At 53.0% G+C, this 14,496-nt stretch carries 16 protein-coding genes; 5 read left to right on the forward strand and 11 right to left on the reverse strand.

What is annotated here, in order from left to right:
* The first annotated feature begins 12 nt into the window (after window positions 1–12).
* On the forward strand, window positions 13–933 hold the full coding sequence (locus tag K6958_RS16720; protein WP_249892161.1) for a LysR family transcriptional regulator: 921 nt from the start codon (window positions 13–15) through the stop codon (window positions 931–933).
* Window positions 934–945: 12 nt separating this feature from the next.
* Here K6958_RS16720 and fliB read toward each other — a convergent pair whose 3' ends face one another.
* Together fliB and K6958_RS16730 are read right to left on the reverse strand one after the other, a co-directional pair.
* Window positions 946–2,160, reverse strand: coding sequence for a flagellin lysine-N-methylase (fliB, locus tag K6958_RS16725; RefSeq protein WP_249892162.1), 1,215 nt, complete (start codon window positions 2,158–2,160; stop codon window positions 946–948).
* Between the two features lie 167 nt (window positions 2,161–2,327).
* Complete coding sequence (locus K6958_RS16730) at window positions 2,328–3,491, reverse strand: MFS transporter (protein ID WP_249892163.1); 1,164 nt, start codon at window positions 3,489–3,491, stop codon at window positions 2,328–2,330.
* Window positions 3,492–3,897: 406 nt separating this feature from the next.
* Here K6958_RS16730 and K6958_RS16735 point away from each other — a divergent pair, with 406 nt between their 5' ends.
* Window positions 3,898–4,524, forward strand: coding sequence for a serine protease (locus K6958_RS16735; RefSeq protein ID WP_249892164.1), 627 nt, complete (start codon window positions 3,898–3,900; stop codon window positions 4,522–4,524).
* A 36-nt stretch (window positions 4,525–4,560) separates the two neighbouring features.
* Here K6958_RS16735 and K6958_RS16740 read toward each other — a convergent pair whose 3' ends face one another.
* The 4 genes from K6958_RS16740 to mchS3 form a co-directional block, all read right to left on the reverse strand.
* On the reverse strand, window positions 4,561–5,064 hold the full coding sequence (locus tag K6958_RS16740) for a cupin domain-containing protein (RefSeq protein WP_249892165.1): 504 nt from the start codon (window positions 5,062–5,064) through the stop codon (window positions 4,561–4,563).
* Between the two features lie 58 nt (window positions 5,065–5,122).
* Window positions 5,123–6,643: a lysine--tRNA ligase gene (lysS, locus tag K6958_RS16745; protein WP_249892166.1), complete on the reverse strand. Its 1,521-nt coding sequence runs from the start codon at window positions 6,641–6,643 to the stop codon at window positions 5,123–5,125.
* 2 nt (window positions 6,644–6,645) lie between these two features.
* Window positions 6,646–7,744 (reverse strand): peptide chain release factor 2 gene (gene prfB / locus K6958_RS16750; RefSeq protein WP_249892167.1). Its coding sequence is split into 2 segments (ribosomal slippage): window positions 6,646–7,668 and window positions 7,670–7,744, totalling 1,098 coding nucleotides; the frame shifts between segments, so codons are not numbered across the junction.
* Window positions 7,745–8,094: 350 nt separating this feature from the next.
* A complete protein-coding gene (gene mchS3 / locus K6958_RS16755; protein ID WP_249892168.1) occupies window positions 8,095–8,478 on the reverse strand; it encodes an MchS3 family protein in 384 nt (127 codons plus the stop codon).
* Window positions 8,479–8,625: 147 nt separating this feature from the next.
* On the opposite strand from mchS3, the gene K6958_RS16760 reads away from it, so the two are divergent.
* Together K6958_RS16760 and K6958_RS16765 are read left to right on the forward strand one after the other, a co-directional pair.
* Complete coding sequence (locus K6958_RS16760; RefSeq protein WP_249892169.1) at window positions 8,626–9,273, forward strand: hypothetical protein; 648 nt, start codon at window positions 8,626–8,628, stop codon at window positions 9,271–9,273.
* The gene (locus tag K6958_RS16765; RefSeq protein WP_249892170.1) at window positions 9,254–9,463 is read left to right on the forward strand and encodes a hypothetical protein; all 210 of its coding nucleotides are present in this window, start codon (window positions 9,254–9,256) and stop codon (window positions 9,461–9,463) included. The genes K6958_RS16760 and K6958_RS16765 overlap by 20 nt, the downstream gene beginning before the upstream one ends.
* Before the next feature lie 129 nt (window positions 9,464–9,592).
* On the opposite strand, the gene recJ is transcribed toward K6958_RS16765, so the two are convergent.
* From recJ to xerD, 3 genes are read right to left on the reverse strand one after another with little or no spacing between them, the layout of a single operon-like run.
* Window positions 9,593–11,323, reverse strand: coding sequence for a single-stranded-DNA-specific exonuclease RecJ (gene recJ, locus K6958_RS16770; protein WP_249892171.1), 1,731 nt, complete (start codon window positions 11,321–11,323; stop codon window positions 9,593–9,595).
* Window positions 11,324–11,329: 6 nt separating this feature from the next.
* Window positions 11,330–12,034, reverse strand: coding sequence for a bifunctional protein-disulfide isomerase/oxidoreductase DsbC (gene dsbC, locus K6958_RS16775; RefSeq protein WP_249892172.1), 705 nt, complete (start codon window positions 12,032–12,034; stop codon window positions 11,330–11,332).
* A 25-nt stretch (window positions 12,035–12,059) separates the two neighbouring features.
* On the reverse strand, window positions 12,060–12,953 hold the full coding sequence (gene xerD, locus K6958_RS16780) for a site-specific tyrosine recombinase XerD (RefSeq protein WP_249894719.1): 894 nt from the start codon (window positions 12,951–12,953) through the stop codon (window positions 12,060–12,062).
* Window positions 12,954–13,059: 106 nt separating this feature from the next.
* Between xerD and fldB the strand changes: the two genes are divergently transcribed.
* Entirely contained in the window at window positions 13,060–13,578 is a 519-nt protein-coding gene (fldB, locus tag K6958_RS16785) for a flavodoxin FldB (RefSeq protein WP_249892173.1), read from the forward strand.
* Between the two features lie 71 nt (window positions 13,579–13,649).
* Here fldB and K6958_RS16790 read toward each other — a convergent pair whose 3' ends face one another.
* Entirely contained in the window at window positions 13,650–14,048 is a 399-nt protein-coding gene (locus tag K6958_RS16790; protein WP_249892174.1) for a protein YgfX, read from the reverse strand.
* On the reverse strand, window positions 14,029–14,307 hold the full coding sequence (sdhE, locus tag K6958_RS16795) for an FAD assembly factor SdhE (RefSeq protein ID WP_249892175.1): 279 nt from the start codon (window positions 14,305–14,307) through the stop codon (window positions 14,029–14,031). The genes K6958_RS16790 and sdhE overlap by 20 nt, the downstream gene beginning before the upstream one ends.
* Window positions 14,308–14,496 lie beyond the last annotated feature (189 nt).

A 14,496-nucleotide genomic window follows, 5' to 3' on the forward strand; every position in this document is an offset into this window, starting at 1 on the left:
ACCGGAGAGATCATGGCTAACATCACCCATCGGCATATTGAGATTTTTCACGCGGTGATGACCAGCGGCAACCTGACCGCCGCCGCTGAGCTGCTGCATACTTCACAGCCAACCGTTAGCCGCGAGCTGGCCCGCTTTGAAAAGCTAACCGGGCTCAGTTTGTTCGAGCGCGTACGCGGCCGATTGCAGCCCACTGTTCAGGGGCTGCGCCTGTTTGAAGAAGTTCAGCGATCCTGGTACGGTCTCGATCGCATTATCAGCGCGGCGGAAGGGTTGCGCCAGTTTCGTCAGGGCGAACTTTCCATCGCCTGTCTGCCGGTTTTTTCCCAGTCGCTGCTGCCGTCCCTTTGTCAGCCTTTCCTGCAGCGCTATCCCGATCTCAGTTTGAATATTATCCCACAGGAATCGCCATTGCTGGAGGAGTGGCTGTCAGCCCAACGCCACGATCTCGGCCTGACCGAAACCCACGTTACGCCCGCTGGCACCGAGCGCATCGAGCTATTAACGCTAAATGAGGTATGTGTTTTACCGGCCGATCACCCGTTAGCCTCACGCAGACAGCTAACGCCGCAGGATTTTGCCGGTGAAAGTTATATCAGCCTGTCGCGTAGCGACAGTTATCGGCAACTGCTGGACGCGCTGTTTCATGAACAGCACGTCCAGCGCAGGATGGTGATGGAAACCCACAGCGCGGCGTCGGTATGCGCCATGGTACGGGCAGGCGTAGGTATTTCGGTAGTGAATCCGCTGACGGCGCTTGACTATGCCGCCAGCGGCGTCGCGATCCGGCGTTTCAGCGTGGAGGTGCCCTTTACGGTGAGCCTGATTCGCCCGCTGCATCGTCCGGCCTCGGCGCTGGTTAATGCTTTTAGTCAGCATTTGCAGCACAAGGCCGGACAATTCCGGGTAAAGCTTAACGCCCTGCTTGGTTAGCCAGCCGCATCGTTAGCCTAACAGCAGCAGGCAGGATAAATCGTCTCCGCCGTTTATTTCGTTAATGGCTTTATTAAGCTTATCCGTTATTGAGGCGGAGTGACCGACATATTGATAGTAATCGGCAAAAAGATGCAGCACATCGTCCTGTTTAATTTCCTGATGCAACGATTGCACCGAAAGTGAAACCTTGAGGAAGAAGTAATCCATCACTATGCGGTAAAAATGCCGCATAATAAGAGAAAGATCTTTGCCGGGAAAGTAGTTGCTGTAGAGCTGATAAAGTAAATAATTACGCAATACGTATGGCTCTTTCAGGCAGGACGTGGCGCAAAGCTGCTGCCATTGCTGATTAATAATGGAAAATTTCTTTTTCAGCTCAGTAATATCAGAAAGTTCCTCATCTAAATAGTTTGCAATATAGATATAATCAGCGCGCAGCCCGCTATTACGTAGCGTAATATTTATATGATCTTTATAGATTGCCATAATCACACGAAGCTTCAGCAATGCCGCCTGCTCACTTTCGCCGTTATTCACTGATAGTTGGTCAGTGTGAAGCGCCGTAAGCAATTCTTCATAAAAAGATTCAGCTTCAGAAAGCCGATGGGATAAATCAAAGTTTATGCGTTGCAGATATAAAATAAACTGCGCCAGCGCGTATAAGTTGGCCTCAATATCGTTACTTTGCGCAGCGAGCAGGTTCCAGGCAAACAGGTGAATAATCTGATTGGTTTGCCCGAAGGCAATCTCATGAACTAGTTTATTATTAGCCGCCGAAGCAAGAAGATTGACTTCCTGGTGCTGTAGCATACTGTCTTCATCAAACAGCACCAGACGGGCGACTTCAGAGCAGGACATCGTCAGATTATAGCGTAACTGATCGCCCCGAATATGCTCTTGTCTGGGGTAAATCGCGCAGGTTGGAGAGAGAGCGTCACCGCCTAATTTTTGATGTACCCTACATAACTTGTCAGCTGTAAAGAAAGGACATGTACCCTCGTCATTAAACTTAATCATGGAATAACTTTTTTTTCCCTTTCGGGTTAACCTCAGGGCTTCTTTTGCTATGCTTCTTATTTCTTCATCTGAGGAATTAATATATTTATTATGGGTTTTTTTATCTATGTTAATAACCCATCCATGGCAACAATGATTTAAGCATTCCGGTCCCACACATCTAAACTTTTTATAAAAGTTCGGGGTGATAATTTTGCGTATTTTCATAGATTAACGCTCTGATATAAAACCGCTAAGGTAACATAGAGTGTTAATAACCTAATGGGGAATAAGCGCACGCTTTAGTACGTAATTAGTCATAATTTGGCAGAAATGAAAGAGAACGTGATGGATGCGCTGACGGCACGGGATTATACCGCCAGCGCGTTACTGAATTAAGCGTGTACCGGCTGCCTTTCGCCACCGGCCCGGCGGAAAGTGATCAGGCAGACAATCAGGCCGACCGCGGCTAACAGCGCAGCCGCCACCGGTACGGCGGTCAGGCCGTAGCCGCCTTCAATAACCGCTCCGCCAACCCAGGCGCCCAACGCGTTCCCTACGTTAAATGCGGAAATATTCAGGGTAGAAACCAGGTTCGGCGCATCTTTACCGTGGCGTACCACGTTGATTTGCAGGCCAGGCACGGTGGCGAAAGTGGCCATCGCCCACAGGAACAGGGTGATTTCCGCCAGCCACAGCCCGTGGCTGGTCCAGCTAAAGGCCAGTGAGAAGAGCGCAATCAGCGCAAAGCTCAGGATCAGGCTGAAGGAAACTTTCCAGTCCGCCAGCTTGCCGCCGATAATATTGCCCACCGTCAGGCCCGCGCCGATCAGGAATAGCGTCCAGCTTACGCCGCGATTGCTGATGCCGGTAACCTGTAACAGCAGCGGAGCGATGTAGCTAAACAGCGCGAACATCGCCGCCGCAAAGCAGACCGTCATCAACAGCGACAGCCAAAGCTTGCCGTTCGCCAGCGCGCTGATTTTGCTGCCGAGGTGTACCGGCTTCTCATTTTTATTGGTCGGCAGGCTGACGATCAGGGCAACAAAGGCCAGCACGCCAATCACCGCAACGCCCCAGAAGGTGGCGCGCCAGCCAAACAGCTGACCAAACCAGGTACCCAACGGCACGCCCAGCACGTTCGCCAGCGTCAGGCCGGTGAACATCAGCGCAACCGCTGATGCCTGACGATTAGGCGCTACCAGGCTGGCGGCCACCACCGAGCCGATGCCAAAGAAGGCGCCGTGACACAGCGCGGTCACGATACGCGCCAGCATCAGCAGGTTATAACTGTATGCCAGGGCGCACAGTACGTTGCCGATAATAAAAATCGACATCAGCAGAATCAGCGTGCGTTTGCGCGGCAGCCTGGCGGTCAGCAACGCCATGACCGGCGCGCCGATCGCTACGCCCAACGCATAGCCGCTAATCAGCCAGCCGGCGGAAGGGATCGACACGCGCAGATCGCCCGCCACCTCCGGCAGTAATCCCATAATAACGAACTCAGTAGTGCCGATTGCAAACGCACTCAGCGCCAACGCCAGTAATGAAACAGGCATAACATTCTCCAGAAACGATGGTTGCAGACTCCAGGCAGGCCGCCGTCGAGCAGCGGATTGGGTGACGCGTTGTGCTGCTGCATCTCTTTATTGCGCCACTGCAGGTATTAAAGCACAGCATTAATGTGACAAACACCCCGAAACTGACAAGGGTTTATTGCGCTATGCGCAATAATCCTGCGTCGATTTAGTACAAAGCGCGCTTTGCTTTAAGAATTTTCCTTTACCTTTACTTAACCATTAGCTGGGATATTTTGTTAAAGTTTGCCCTCCCCAGCTTACGGCGTTGAAAAATGCCATAACAGCCTGGGTTTTGGGGATAAACAAGGCGTTAAAGAAAGCAAGGTGGCTGCCGATATCATAATAAGGGATTAACAGCGCTTATAATTAACATCGGGGAGATACCATGCGTAAGATGCTCGCCCTGCTGGTTTTAAGTTTGACCGGCTGTTCGGTCGGTCATTATGAATACAGTAAAGAAGCCCAGCAGCGCGTTGACCTGACCGTGACCGGTATTCCTACGGTGCTGGGCCTGGGCACGTTGGGTACCACTATTCCTCTGACCGCTGACTATAGTCTGACCGCTGCCCACGTTGCGAAATTCTCCTTATACAAGGTAAAGGCCTGGCATCCCTCCTGCGATCTGGCCATCGTTTATCATAAAAATGATGCACGAGATCTACCGCCGCGCTTTCGTAACGGCTTTATGGGCGATCGGGTAAATCTGTACGGCTACAGCTTTTATACCGCGATGCCAGTCGCATCAACCGGTAAAAATCTGGTAAACAGCAGCCTGCAAAACCGCTGGAATAAACAGAGCTGCGTAGTAGTGGCAGCGGATGCCGGCGTGGTTCAGGGAATGTCCGGCGGCGCGGTATATAATGCCTCTGATGATACGCTCGCCGGCGTAATTGTCGGCTACAGCGCCGAGATTAACGATAAGCAAAGCGGCAAAACCCTGTATAAGAATGCCGCGCTGTATGTACCTTATTCGCAGTTTTCAAACTGGCTGACCACTGAAATAAAATCGTAAGCGCTATTATTACGTCAGCCCGGCGGTTAAAACACATTACTTCTGCGGCTTGTCCGGCAATCCATTATGCGGACCCAGTGGTTGCGTTGGTGGATTATGCCAACGATCTTTTCGGGTCGCCTCATAGTCAGCATTAAGCGGATAGTGAATGCGGTTTTCCTCTTTATTGGCTTCGCCTATCACCAATAATCTGGCTTCCTCTGTCCCATTATTGATAAAAGTGTGACAAATACCGGTCCCTGCGGGAAAGGCCACCGCATCGCCCGGCTGCAAGGCATGCAGTTCACCGTTGATCCAGACATGAGGATGTCCATCCAATACATAGACAAATTCCGCTTCTGCGCTTTCAGCATGCGGATAAGAAAGGCGACGCCCTGGCAACAGGCGCTCATGATGGATACCGATACGCGTTAGTCCCAGCGCCCGCCCCAGAGGCGCGCCAATACCCATATGCTCATTACTGTCACGGTAATGCGATTCGTCCGGCTCTTCCAGTTCTTGCCAGTGACGAATAAAAGCCGGTCTCTCTTTTGGCTGCATACGATCGTCTCCATAAAAGGGACGCCTGAGCGTCCCTTTTTTACTGAGCGTAACGAAATTACTTCGCGGACGGACGCAGCGCCGGGAACAGGATAACGTCACGAATGGTGTGGCTGTTGGTGAACAGCATGACCAGACGGTCGATACCGATGCCGAGACCGGCGGTCGGCGGCAGGCCGTGCTCCAGCGCGGTGACGTAATCTTCATCGTAGAACATCGCTTCATCATCGCCGGCATCTTTCGCTTCTACCTGCTGGCGGAAACGATCGGCCTGATCTTCAGCGTCGTTCAGCTCAGAGAAGCCGTTGCCTATTTCACGACCGCCGATAAAGAACTCGAAACGATCGGTGATTTCCGAGTTGGTGTCGTTGCGACGCGCCAGCGGAGAGACTTCCGCCGGATATTCGGTGATAAAGGTCGGCTGAATCAGGTGGCTTTCCGCCGTCTCTTCGAAGATTTCGGTGACGACGCGGCCCAGGCCCCAGCTTTTCTCTACTTTGATCCCTAGCGAACGGGCAATCTCTACCGCTTTATCAAAGTTTTCCAGATCGGCGAGGTTGGTTTCCGGACGATATTTCTGAATCGCTTCTTTCATTGTCAGTTTGACAAACGGCTTGCCGAAATCAAAGGTCTGCTCGCCGTAAGGCACTTCGGTAGTGCCCAGCACATCCTGCGCCAGCGTACGGAACAGACTTTCCGTCAGTTCAATCAGATCTTTGTAATCCGCGTAGGCCATATAGAGTTCCATCATGGTGAACTCAGGGTTATGACGCGGCGAGATGCCTTCATTACGGAAGTTACGGTTGATTTCGAAAACGCGATCGAAGCCGCCGACCACCAGACGTTTCAGATAAAGTTCCGGTGCGATACGCAGATACATATCGATGTCGAGCGCGTTGTGATGGGTGATAAACGGACGGGCGGAGGCGCCGCCAGGGATCACCTGCATCATCGGGGTTTCTACTTCCATAAAGTCGCGGCCAACCATGAACTGGCGGATGCCGGCCATAATCTGCGAACGAATACGGAAAGTGTTACGTGACTCTTCGTTAGCGATCAGATCAAGATAGCGCTGACGATAGCGGGTTTCCTGATCGGCGAGGCCGTGGAATTTATCCGGCAGCGGACGCAGCGCTTTAGTCAGCAAACGCAGTTCGGTGCAATGAATAGAAAGCTCGCCAGTTTTGGTTTTAAACAGTTTGCCGCGCGCGCCGAGGATATCGCCCAGGTCCCACTTTTTGAACTGTTCGTTATAGATGCCTTCCGCCAGATCGTCACGCGCAACGTAAAGCTGAATACGTCCGCCCACGTCCTGCAGCGTAACGAATGACGCTTTACCCATGATACGGCGCGTCATCATACGACCCGCCACGCTGACTTCAATATTTAGCGCTTCCAGCTCTTCGTTTTCTTTATCGTCATACTGCGCGTGCAGTTGTTCGGAAACGCTGTCGCGGCGGAAGTCGTTAGGAAATGCTACGCCCTGTTCACGCAGTGCGCTAAGTTTTTCACGGCGCGCTTTCAGTTCGTTGTTAAGTTCCAGCGCGGCATCAGCGCCCTGCGGTTGTTGTTCAGACATATTTAGAGTCCTGCTTTCAAACTTGCTTCAATGAAACGATCCAGATCGCCGTCCAGTACCGCCTGAGTGTTCCGCGTTTCTACGCCGGTGCGCAAATCTTTGATGCGTGAATCATCCAGCACGTATGAGCGGATCTGGCTGCCCCAGCCAATATCAGATTTGTTATCTTCCAGCGCCTGCTTCTCGGCATTTTTCTTTTGCATTTCCAGTTCATAAAGCTTGGCTTTCATCTGCTTCATCGCCTGGTCTTTGTTTTTATGCTGAGAACGGTCGTTCTGGCACTGGGTTACGGTGCCGGTTGGAATATGGGTGATACGCACCGCAGATTCCGTACGGTTAACGTGCTGACCGCCCGCGCCGGATGCGCGGTAGACGTCGATACGCAGGTCAGCCGGGTTGATTTCGATATCAATATCGTCATCTACTTCCGGGTAAACGAAGGCGGAGCTAAAGGAGGTATGACGACGGCCGCCGGAGTCGAACGGACTTTTACGCACCAGGCGATGCACGCCGGTTTCGGTGCGCAGCCAGCCAAAGGCGTACTCGCCAGAAATACGAATGGTTGCGGATTTGACGCCCGCGACTTCGCCGTCAGAGACTTCGATAACCTCGGTTTTGAAGCCTTTGTCCTCCGCCCAGCGCAGGTACATGCGCAGCAGCATGCTGGCCCAGTCCTGTGCTTCCGTACCGCCGGATCCCGCCTGGAGATCGATATAGCAGTCGGCGCTGTCATATTCGCCGGAGAACATGCGACGGAATTCCAGTTCGCCCAGTTTTTTATCCAGCACATCCAGTTCGGCAACGGCTTCGTTGAAGGTTTCTTCATCGTCCGCTTCAACCGCCAGTTCCAGCAGGCCGGCAACGTCTTCCAGGCCCTGAGCCATTTGGTCGAGGGTGTCGACGATGGCTTCCAGCGCAGAGCGTTCTTTACCCAGCGCCTGGGCGCGTTCTGGTTCGTTCCAGACGTCCGGCTGTTCCAGTTCGGCGTTTACTTCTTCGAGGCGTTCTTTCTTGGCATCGTAGTCAAAGATACCCCCTAAGAACGTCGCTGCGCTCAGTGAGGTCCTGGATACGATTTTTCACCGGATTGATTTCAAACATGGCTTTAGGATCTTTTAAGAAGTGACGTTAGATATAACAGGGGAGTTTAACTGAAAAGGCGCTGAGATTGTAGTTTTGTGCGGGAAGTTGCGGGTTGGCGTTGATGTTTGGATTGGTGGCGGCGGGTTGGCGTTGGCGTTTGGGTTGGTGAGGGCGCGGCGGGTTGGCGTTGATGTTGAGAGCGGCGGCGTCAGCAACAGGCTGGCCGTTCCGTAAAGTCGTCGTGCATCCATCCCTGGAGAAAAGCCTGTCGCTTCCCGGAATGCAGCGATAATCTGTTCGCCGCTTTTCTGCCTCGGCATTAACTTGCAGGGATATTTTATTCCGTTTTTATAATAAGCGCCTTGTATTTACCTTTCGCACCCTTTTTCTTTTATTTTGGCAAGTTGGGTAGCAAAATCTTCTTTGCGTAAAACATCGCCCTGAAGCACCGTAACAGGACCTTTTGCTATAGCAACTTCACCAAGCCACTTTTTATCAATAGTTGACAATCCACATACGGCATAGAGTTTACTTTCGTTTGTGGCGCTGGCTGAATTTATTATTTTTAGAAAAATATCCTCATTATTTTCGGAAGCTAAAATTTTTTCATAGAGGCGTTTACCTTCAGATTGTTGCGCGATAAAGCCATCATTCCCCCAGGAGAAGTATGTGGCTTTCGCAAGGTCTTCTTCCAGGCTCATTGCATGAGCTGAGGATGATGTAACTAATAACAAAAGCGCTACTCTGATCATCGTCGCGGCTCCATTTTCGACAATGAGTATAAAAACACACATTAACCAAATGACAATTAAATTTTGGGAAATTAATTTTTATACTTACTGGATCTGAAAAACGCGTTAATTAAGTTTGATTCGGGTTGCCTAAAGGGAATTAAGGATATGAGTAACTATAGGGAAATAGCTCAGCGGATAGTAAAAATATTGGTTTCGCCTGAATCAGTATTCGGCTTTTGGAATGGCGTGACTTCAGTACCAAAAGATGTTGGTTATCTGGCCTACGGGTTTATAGACACCGATTCACGCTCCGCCAGGGAAAACGAACGGATAAGGATGGTAACAGCGATCCGCTACGGTATTTTGAAAAATCATAATTTCATTAAAACGTTAGAGATCGTTTTCGAAGCCTTCAATCAATATGTACCGGAAGAGAAACAGAACAGCATTTACAGTAAAACGCTGTTCTCTGTGGCTGGCAGGGCTACAGCTAACACGTTGATTTCTGGACGTATCGCGCAGAATATTGCGCAGAAGAGTAGCTTCTTTATCGGTATACGTGGCAGTATTATCGGTAATGCGTTGCTGGCTGGAGGAATGGCAGAACGCTGCATTTATACCTCCCGTCGGCTTCAATCTCATGTTCCAGAGGTATATAACGCTCTACGGCCTCACAATTATGATCTCCTCTACTTTTTACTTGAACCGGCTCTCCAGCCTTTTGTAGAGGCGTTACGCGTCAGATGGACTAACGGAACGTCAGCTTTTAACCAAATCCTTGATGCGGTAGATAATGAATTCAAAAAAAGATAATGCGAAATGCGAGACGGTGATTCGCACGCTCCTGCATTACCTGGGTTCGCTGCTCGGCACTCTGGTTTTTTTATTATGCGCCTACTGGTTTTTCCATTTTGAGACCTGGAGGGAGCGTGGTATCTATATTGGCCTGACGTTGCTGGCTGTCTACATCCTGATCAAACTGGTGCCTGAGAAATACCGTTGAATCCCGTTGCGGTCAGTGCAAAGCGTAAACCTGAGTCTGGATACGCTTTAGATCGTCAGGAAAACGGTTAACGCATTGTATGCTAATTAAAAGCTGACAGCGAAAGCCTTCTCCGATGCCAGCTTACGCTTATAGCGGCCAGATATGCTCAATTAACAGCTGTACGCTGCGGTTGCCACGAAACTCATTTACATCCAGCTTATAGGCCAGCTCTACGTGGCGCACGCTGGCATCCGGCCAGAGGCGCGTATCTACGTTAAATGCGATGCCGTCCAGCAATGGACCGCCGCCTAACGGCTCAATCATCACCTTCAGATGACGCTCGCCTATCAGCCGCTGCTGCAATAGTTTGAATTTGCCGTCAAAAACTGGCTCCGGGAACGCCTGTCCCCACGGGCCGGCATCACGCAGCATCTCTGCGGTTGGCAACGTCAGCTCCTGCGCCATCAGCTCGCCATCGGACCAGATAACGCCCTGCAAGGCGTCCGCATCCAGCCAGTCGCCCACCAGCTCGCTAAATAAGGCGCTGAACTGTTCAAACTTCGCCTCTTCCAGCGACAGCCCGGCAGCCATCGCATGGCCGCCAAACTTCAGGATCAAATCGGGATGCAGCGTATCCAGCCGTTCGAGCGCATCACGTAAGTGCAGACCAGCAATGGAACGCCCGGAACCCTTCAGCGTGCCGTCGCCCGCCGGAGCAAAGGCAATGACCGGACGATGAAAACGCTCTTTCAGCCGCGAAGCCAGAATGCCGACGACGCCCTGATGCCACTCAGGATGATAGAAGGCCAGCCCCAACGGCAGCGCTTCGCTGCTGCGCTCCAGCTGATTGCAGAGCGTCAGCGCTTCAGCCTGCATCCCCTGCTCGATCTCTTTACGCGTCTGGTTTAACGCATCCAGCTCGCTGGCCAACATGCGCGCCTGCGCCAAATCTTCCGTTAGCAACAGCGCCACGCCCACCGACATATCATCCAGACGGCCCGCCGCATTCAAACGCGGCCCCAGCGCAAAGCCAAGATCGCTGGCCGCCAGCTGGCGCGCATCACGATTAGCGATCTCCAGCAAGGCGCGAATGCCCGGACGGCATTTGCCTGCGCGGATACGGCTCATCCCCTGCCAGACCAGAATTCGGTTATTGGCGTCCAGCGGCACCACGTCGGCTACCGTGCCTAACGCCACCAGATCAAGCAGCTCCGCCAGGTTAGGCACGGCCAGTCCGTTGTCGAACCAGCCCTGCTCGCGCAGATGCGCCCGCAGCGCCAGCATCAGGTAAAACGCGACGCCAACCCCGGCCAACGCCCTGGAAGGAAAGGTACTGTCGTTAAGGTTAGGGTTCACGATTGCCTCTGCCGCAGGCAGGGTCTCGCCCGGCAGATGATGGTCGGTTACCAGTACCGGAATTCCCTTTTGTTGCGCACACTCGACGCCGGCATGTGAGGAAATCCCGTTATCCACCGTCAAAATTAACTCCGCGCCGCGCGCCGCCGCCTGTTCCACCACTTCCGGGCTCAGGCCATAGCCGTCATCAAAGCGGTTAGGCACCAGATACTGCACGTTACGGCCGCCCATACTGCGCAGCGCCAGCACGGTCAGCGCGGTGCTGGTGGCACCGTCGGCATCAAAATCACCGACGATCATAATCTGCTTCCCATCGCGCAGCGCCTGATGCAGCAGGGAAACCGCCTGCTCCATGCCGCTTAATCCCTGCCAGGGATGCAGAAACTTCGCGCCGCGCTCCAGCGCGCGCCCATCGCTTACGCCACGCTGGGCATACAGACGGCGCAACAGCGGATGAAGATCCGCTGGCAGCGCCGTATCGTTTGCCGCCTTACGGCGGCGGAGTTGCGTCGGTTTATTCACTGCTGATTAATTACCGCTTTTTTGTTTATCAAGAAGCTGTTTCATCTCTTGCGGGCCCTGATAGCCAGGGATCATCATGCCATTTTCCAGCAAAATGGCCGGCGTGCCCTGGATACCGAACAGGATGCCCAGCTTATAGTGCTGGTCGAGATTGATTTTGCAGTCGATAGGGGAAATTTCGTCGCCTTTCATCGCCGCATCAAAGGCTTTATTGCGATCCGCGGCGCACCAGATAGATTTCATCTCTTTCGCCACCTGACCGTTCATCCCTTCACGCGGGAACGCCAGATAGCGTACGGTGATGCCCAGCGCATTGTAATCCTTCATCTCCTGATGCAGCTTACGGCAGTAGCCACAGGTGATATCGGTAAATACGGTAATCACATGCTGCTCTTTTGGCGCTTTGTAAACAATCATCTCTTTGCTTAGCGCATCGACTTTCTTCTGCAGCAGTTGGTTGGTGACATTAACCGGATGCGCGCCGCCGACGTCATACAGCGGACCCTGAATAAAATGTTTTCCATCTTCGGTAACGTACAGCACGCCGCTTTCAGAGAGCACTGTCTTCATGCCCGGCAGCGGCGAGGGCTGGATTTCCGTCTGCTGTAATCCCAGCTTACGTAGCGATTGCTGAATCGCAGCGTCGTCGGCCTGCGCGACGCCGGTAACCGTAGCAGCCAGCAAGGCGACGATGGCAAATGTTTTTTTCATCCTGTTCCCTTATTATTCCGCCGCATCAGGCGCGCGGATGATGCTGTTGATGTAACTGACGCAGGCGCTCGGTGGCGACATGCGTGTAAATCTGCGTGGTGGAGAGGTCGCTGTGCCCCAGCAGCATCTGTACGACACGAAGATCCGCGCCATGGTTCAGCAGATGCGTAGCAAAAGCGTGGCGCAGCACGTGCGGCGAAAGCTTTTCGCTGTCGATACCCGCCAGCACGGCGTAGTGCTTAATCCGGTGCCAGAACGTTTGGCGGGTCATTTGCTGCGCCCGATTGCTGGGAAACAGCACATCAATCGCCAGTCCGTTCAGCAGCCAGGGACGTCCATACTCCAGATACTGTTCCAGCCAGTGTATCGCCTCTTCCCCCAGCGGCACCAGCCGCTCTTTGTTGCCCTTGCCGATTACGCGTACCACGCCCTGACGCAGGCTGACGTCGCTTACCGTTAATCCCACCAGTTCCGAAACCCGGAGTCCGGTGGCGTATAACAGCTCCAGCATCGCCTTATCACGCAGCTCAATCGGCTGCTCGACGCTGGGCGCCTGAAGCAGGCGTTCGACCTGCGCTTCGGAAAGATCTTTCGGCAGACGCTGCGGCAGTTTCGGCGAAGCAAGCAGCGCGCTGGGATCGTCATCGCGCAGTTTTTCCCGATAAAGGTATTGAAACAGACGCCGCATGGCGCTCAGCAGACGGGCGGAACTGGTGGCTTTATAACCGCCCGCTATGCGATCGGCAAGAAAAGCCTGTAAATCCGTCGCCTCTGCCTGCAGCAGCGTGCGCTGATGGTGTTTTAGCCAGGCAGTTAGCGATTGCAAATCCTGCCGATAGGAGGCCAGGGTGTTTTGCGCCAGATTACGTTCGATCCACAGCGCATCCAGAAACTGTTCAATAAGATCGTTATCCTGCACTTTTGCCTCTTTGCGCAAACGTGTGATTTTGCCTTCATTATGCCTGAAAGCAGCGCCCTTCTGATACAATTGCGCCTATTGAGCTATTTATGAGTAGATGTTCCGTATGAAGATTGGCCTTTTTTACGGTTCCAGCACCTGTTACACCGAAATGGCCGCCGAGAAAATTCGTGATTTTATCGGCGAGGAGCTGGTGACGCTGCACAACCTGAAAGATGATTCTCCGACGCTCATGGAGCAGTACGATATGCTGATCCTCGGCATCCCCACCTGGGATTTCGGTGAGCTACAGGAAGACTGGGAAGCGAAATGGCAGGAGATCCCGGCGCTTAACCTGCGCGGTAAAGTGGTGGCGTTATATGGGATGGGCGATCAGCTAGGCTACGGCGAGTGGTTTCTTGATGCGCTGGGCATGTTGCATGATTTGCTGATGCCGATGGGCGTGCAGTTTGTCGGCTACTGGCCAATTGAAGGCTATGAATTTACCAGCCCGAAACCCCTTACCTCCGACGGCAAACAGTTTGTTGGCCTGGCGCTGGATGACGTCAATCAGTTTGAAGAAAGCGATGAGCGCATCGCGCAGTGGTGTGAACAGATCCTGACGGAAACCGCGTCGCTACTGTGATGCGGGTAATTTCCTCCCAGTGCTCCCGATTATTCCATCATTCCGGGCGCCGGTTGCCTGGGATGATCCGGTCAACGCTGGCCCTTTAACAAACGGCGTAGGGCGCGCCAGCTCGCCTCGTTCATGCTATCGCGCATCAGCCACAGCGAAAGGCGTTTCCCCTGCTGCGTACGCAGCGAAAGCAGTATGCCAAACGGCAGGACAAAGGGCGGGCGCGTTACTCTGGCCTTTTGCTGCCGCCAATGCCAATAGCGGCTTTCATCAGCGGTTAACTGCCCGTGCAATGACCGCTGTAGCCGCAGGCGATACCGTAGCTCAATGAGCAATAGCAGCAACAACCCGCCAATCGCCGGGATCAGCGGCGGCGGCCAGGGCAATAGCAGCAGCCCGGCGATAAGAGCGATATAAAGCGCAAAGGTAACGCGCCGGGCTAAGGCTGAAGGATGAAGCTCAGATTGCCACCGCGCCACGTTCCGGGCCACGCTGCTGGTTACGTGTCTGGATCAGCTGCACCATGCGTTTTAGCTCTGCGTCTGCCGGCTCCCCGTGGTTCATTAGCCAGTTAAACAGATCAGGATCGTCGCTTTTCAGCAGACGAATAAACAGCGCCTTATCGTCATCGCTTAACGCATCATATTCATATTTAAAGAAAGGCATGATGGCGATGTCCAGCTCCAGCATGCCGCGGCGGCATGCCCAGTGAATACGGGATTTATCGTTGATATCCATGTGTTCCGTCATCGGTTAGCGTAAATATGTTGGCTAGTGTAGCGCTTTTTTTCCGGCCTGTTACAGGCAAATTCCTTCCCTGCGCGGAGTGCCGCATAGCGCTATCACAAGTTGCAGGGTTATCACGCGATTTGTGCGTCCGTTTCGGGAAACTGGTTGCAAAGCCCTTTTGCTCTTTTAATATGAAGT

Origin of the sequence: Mixta hanseatica (assembly GCF_023517775.1) — a bacterium.
In the GTDB taxonomy this organism is placed as follows: Bacteria; Pseudomonadota; Gammaproteobacteria; order Enterobacterales; family Enterobacteriaceae; genus Mixta; species Mixta hanseatica.

What these genes read in the sequence shown, in the direction of transcription:
- K6958_RS16720 (WP_249892161.1), top strand. Translation starts at nt 13, where the DNA reads ATGGCTAACATCACCCATCGGCATATTGAGATTTTTCACGCGGTGATG.
- fliB (WP_249892162.1), bottom strand. Translation starts at nt 2,160, where the DNA reads ATGAAAATACGCAAAATTATCACCCCGAACTTTTATAAAAAGTTTAGA.
- K6958_RS16730 (WP_249892163.1), bottom strand. Translation starts at nt 3,491, where the DNA reads ATGCCTGTTTCATTACTGGCGTTGGCGCTGAGTGCGTTTGCAATCGGC.
- K6958_RS16735 (WP_249892164.1), top strand. Translation starts at nt 3,898, where the DNA reads ATGCGTAAGATGCTCGCCCTGCTGGTTTTAAGTTTGACCGGCTGTTCG.
- K6958_RS16740 (WP_249892165.1), bottom strand. Translation starts at nt 5,064, where the DNA reads ATGCAGCCAAAAGAGAGACCGGCTTTTATTCGTCACTGGCAAGAACTG.
- lysS (WP_249892166.1), bottom strand. Translation starts at nt 6,643, where the DNA reads ATGTCTGAACAACAACCGCAGGGCGCTGATGCCGCGCTGGAACTTAAC.
- mchS3 (WP_249892168.1), bottom strand. Translation starts at nt 8,478, where the DNA reads ATGATCAGAGTAGCGCTTTTGTTATTAGTTACATCATCCTCAGCTCAT.
- K6958_RS16760 (WP_249892169.1), top strand. Translation starts at nt 8,626, where the DNA reads ATGAGTAACTATAGGGAAATAGCTCAGCGGATAGTAAAAATATTGGTT.
- K6958_RS16765 (WP_249892170.1), top strand. Translation starts at nt 9,254, where the DNA reads ATGAATTCAAAAAAAGATAATGCGAAATGCGAGACGGTGATTCGCACG.
- dsbC (WP_249892172.1), bottom strand. Translation starts at nt 12,034, where the DNA reads ATGAAAAAAACATTTGCCATCGTCGCCTTGCTGGCTGCTACGGTTACC.
- fldB (WP_249892173.1), top strand. Translation starts at nt 13,060, where the DNA reads ATGAAGATTGGCCTTTTTTACGGTTCCAGCACCTGTTACACCGAAATG.
- sdhE (WP_249892175.1), bottom strand. Translation starts at nt 14,307, where the DNA reads ATGGATATCAACGATAAATCCCGTATTCACTGGGCATGCCGCCGCGGC.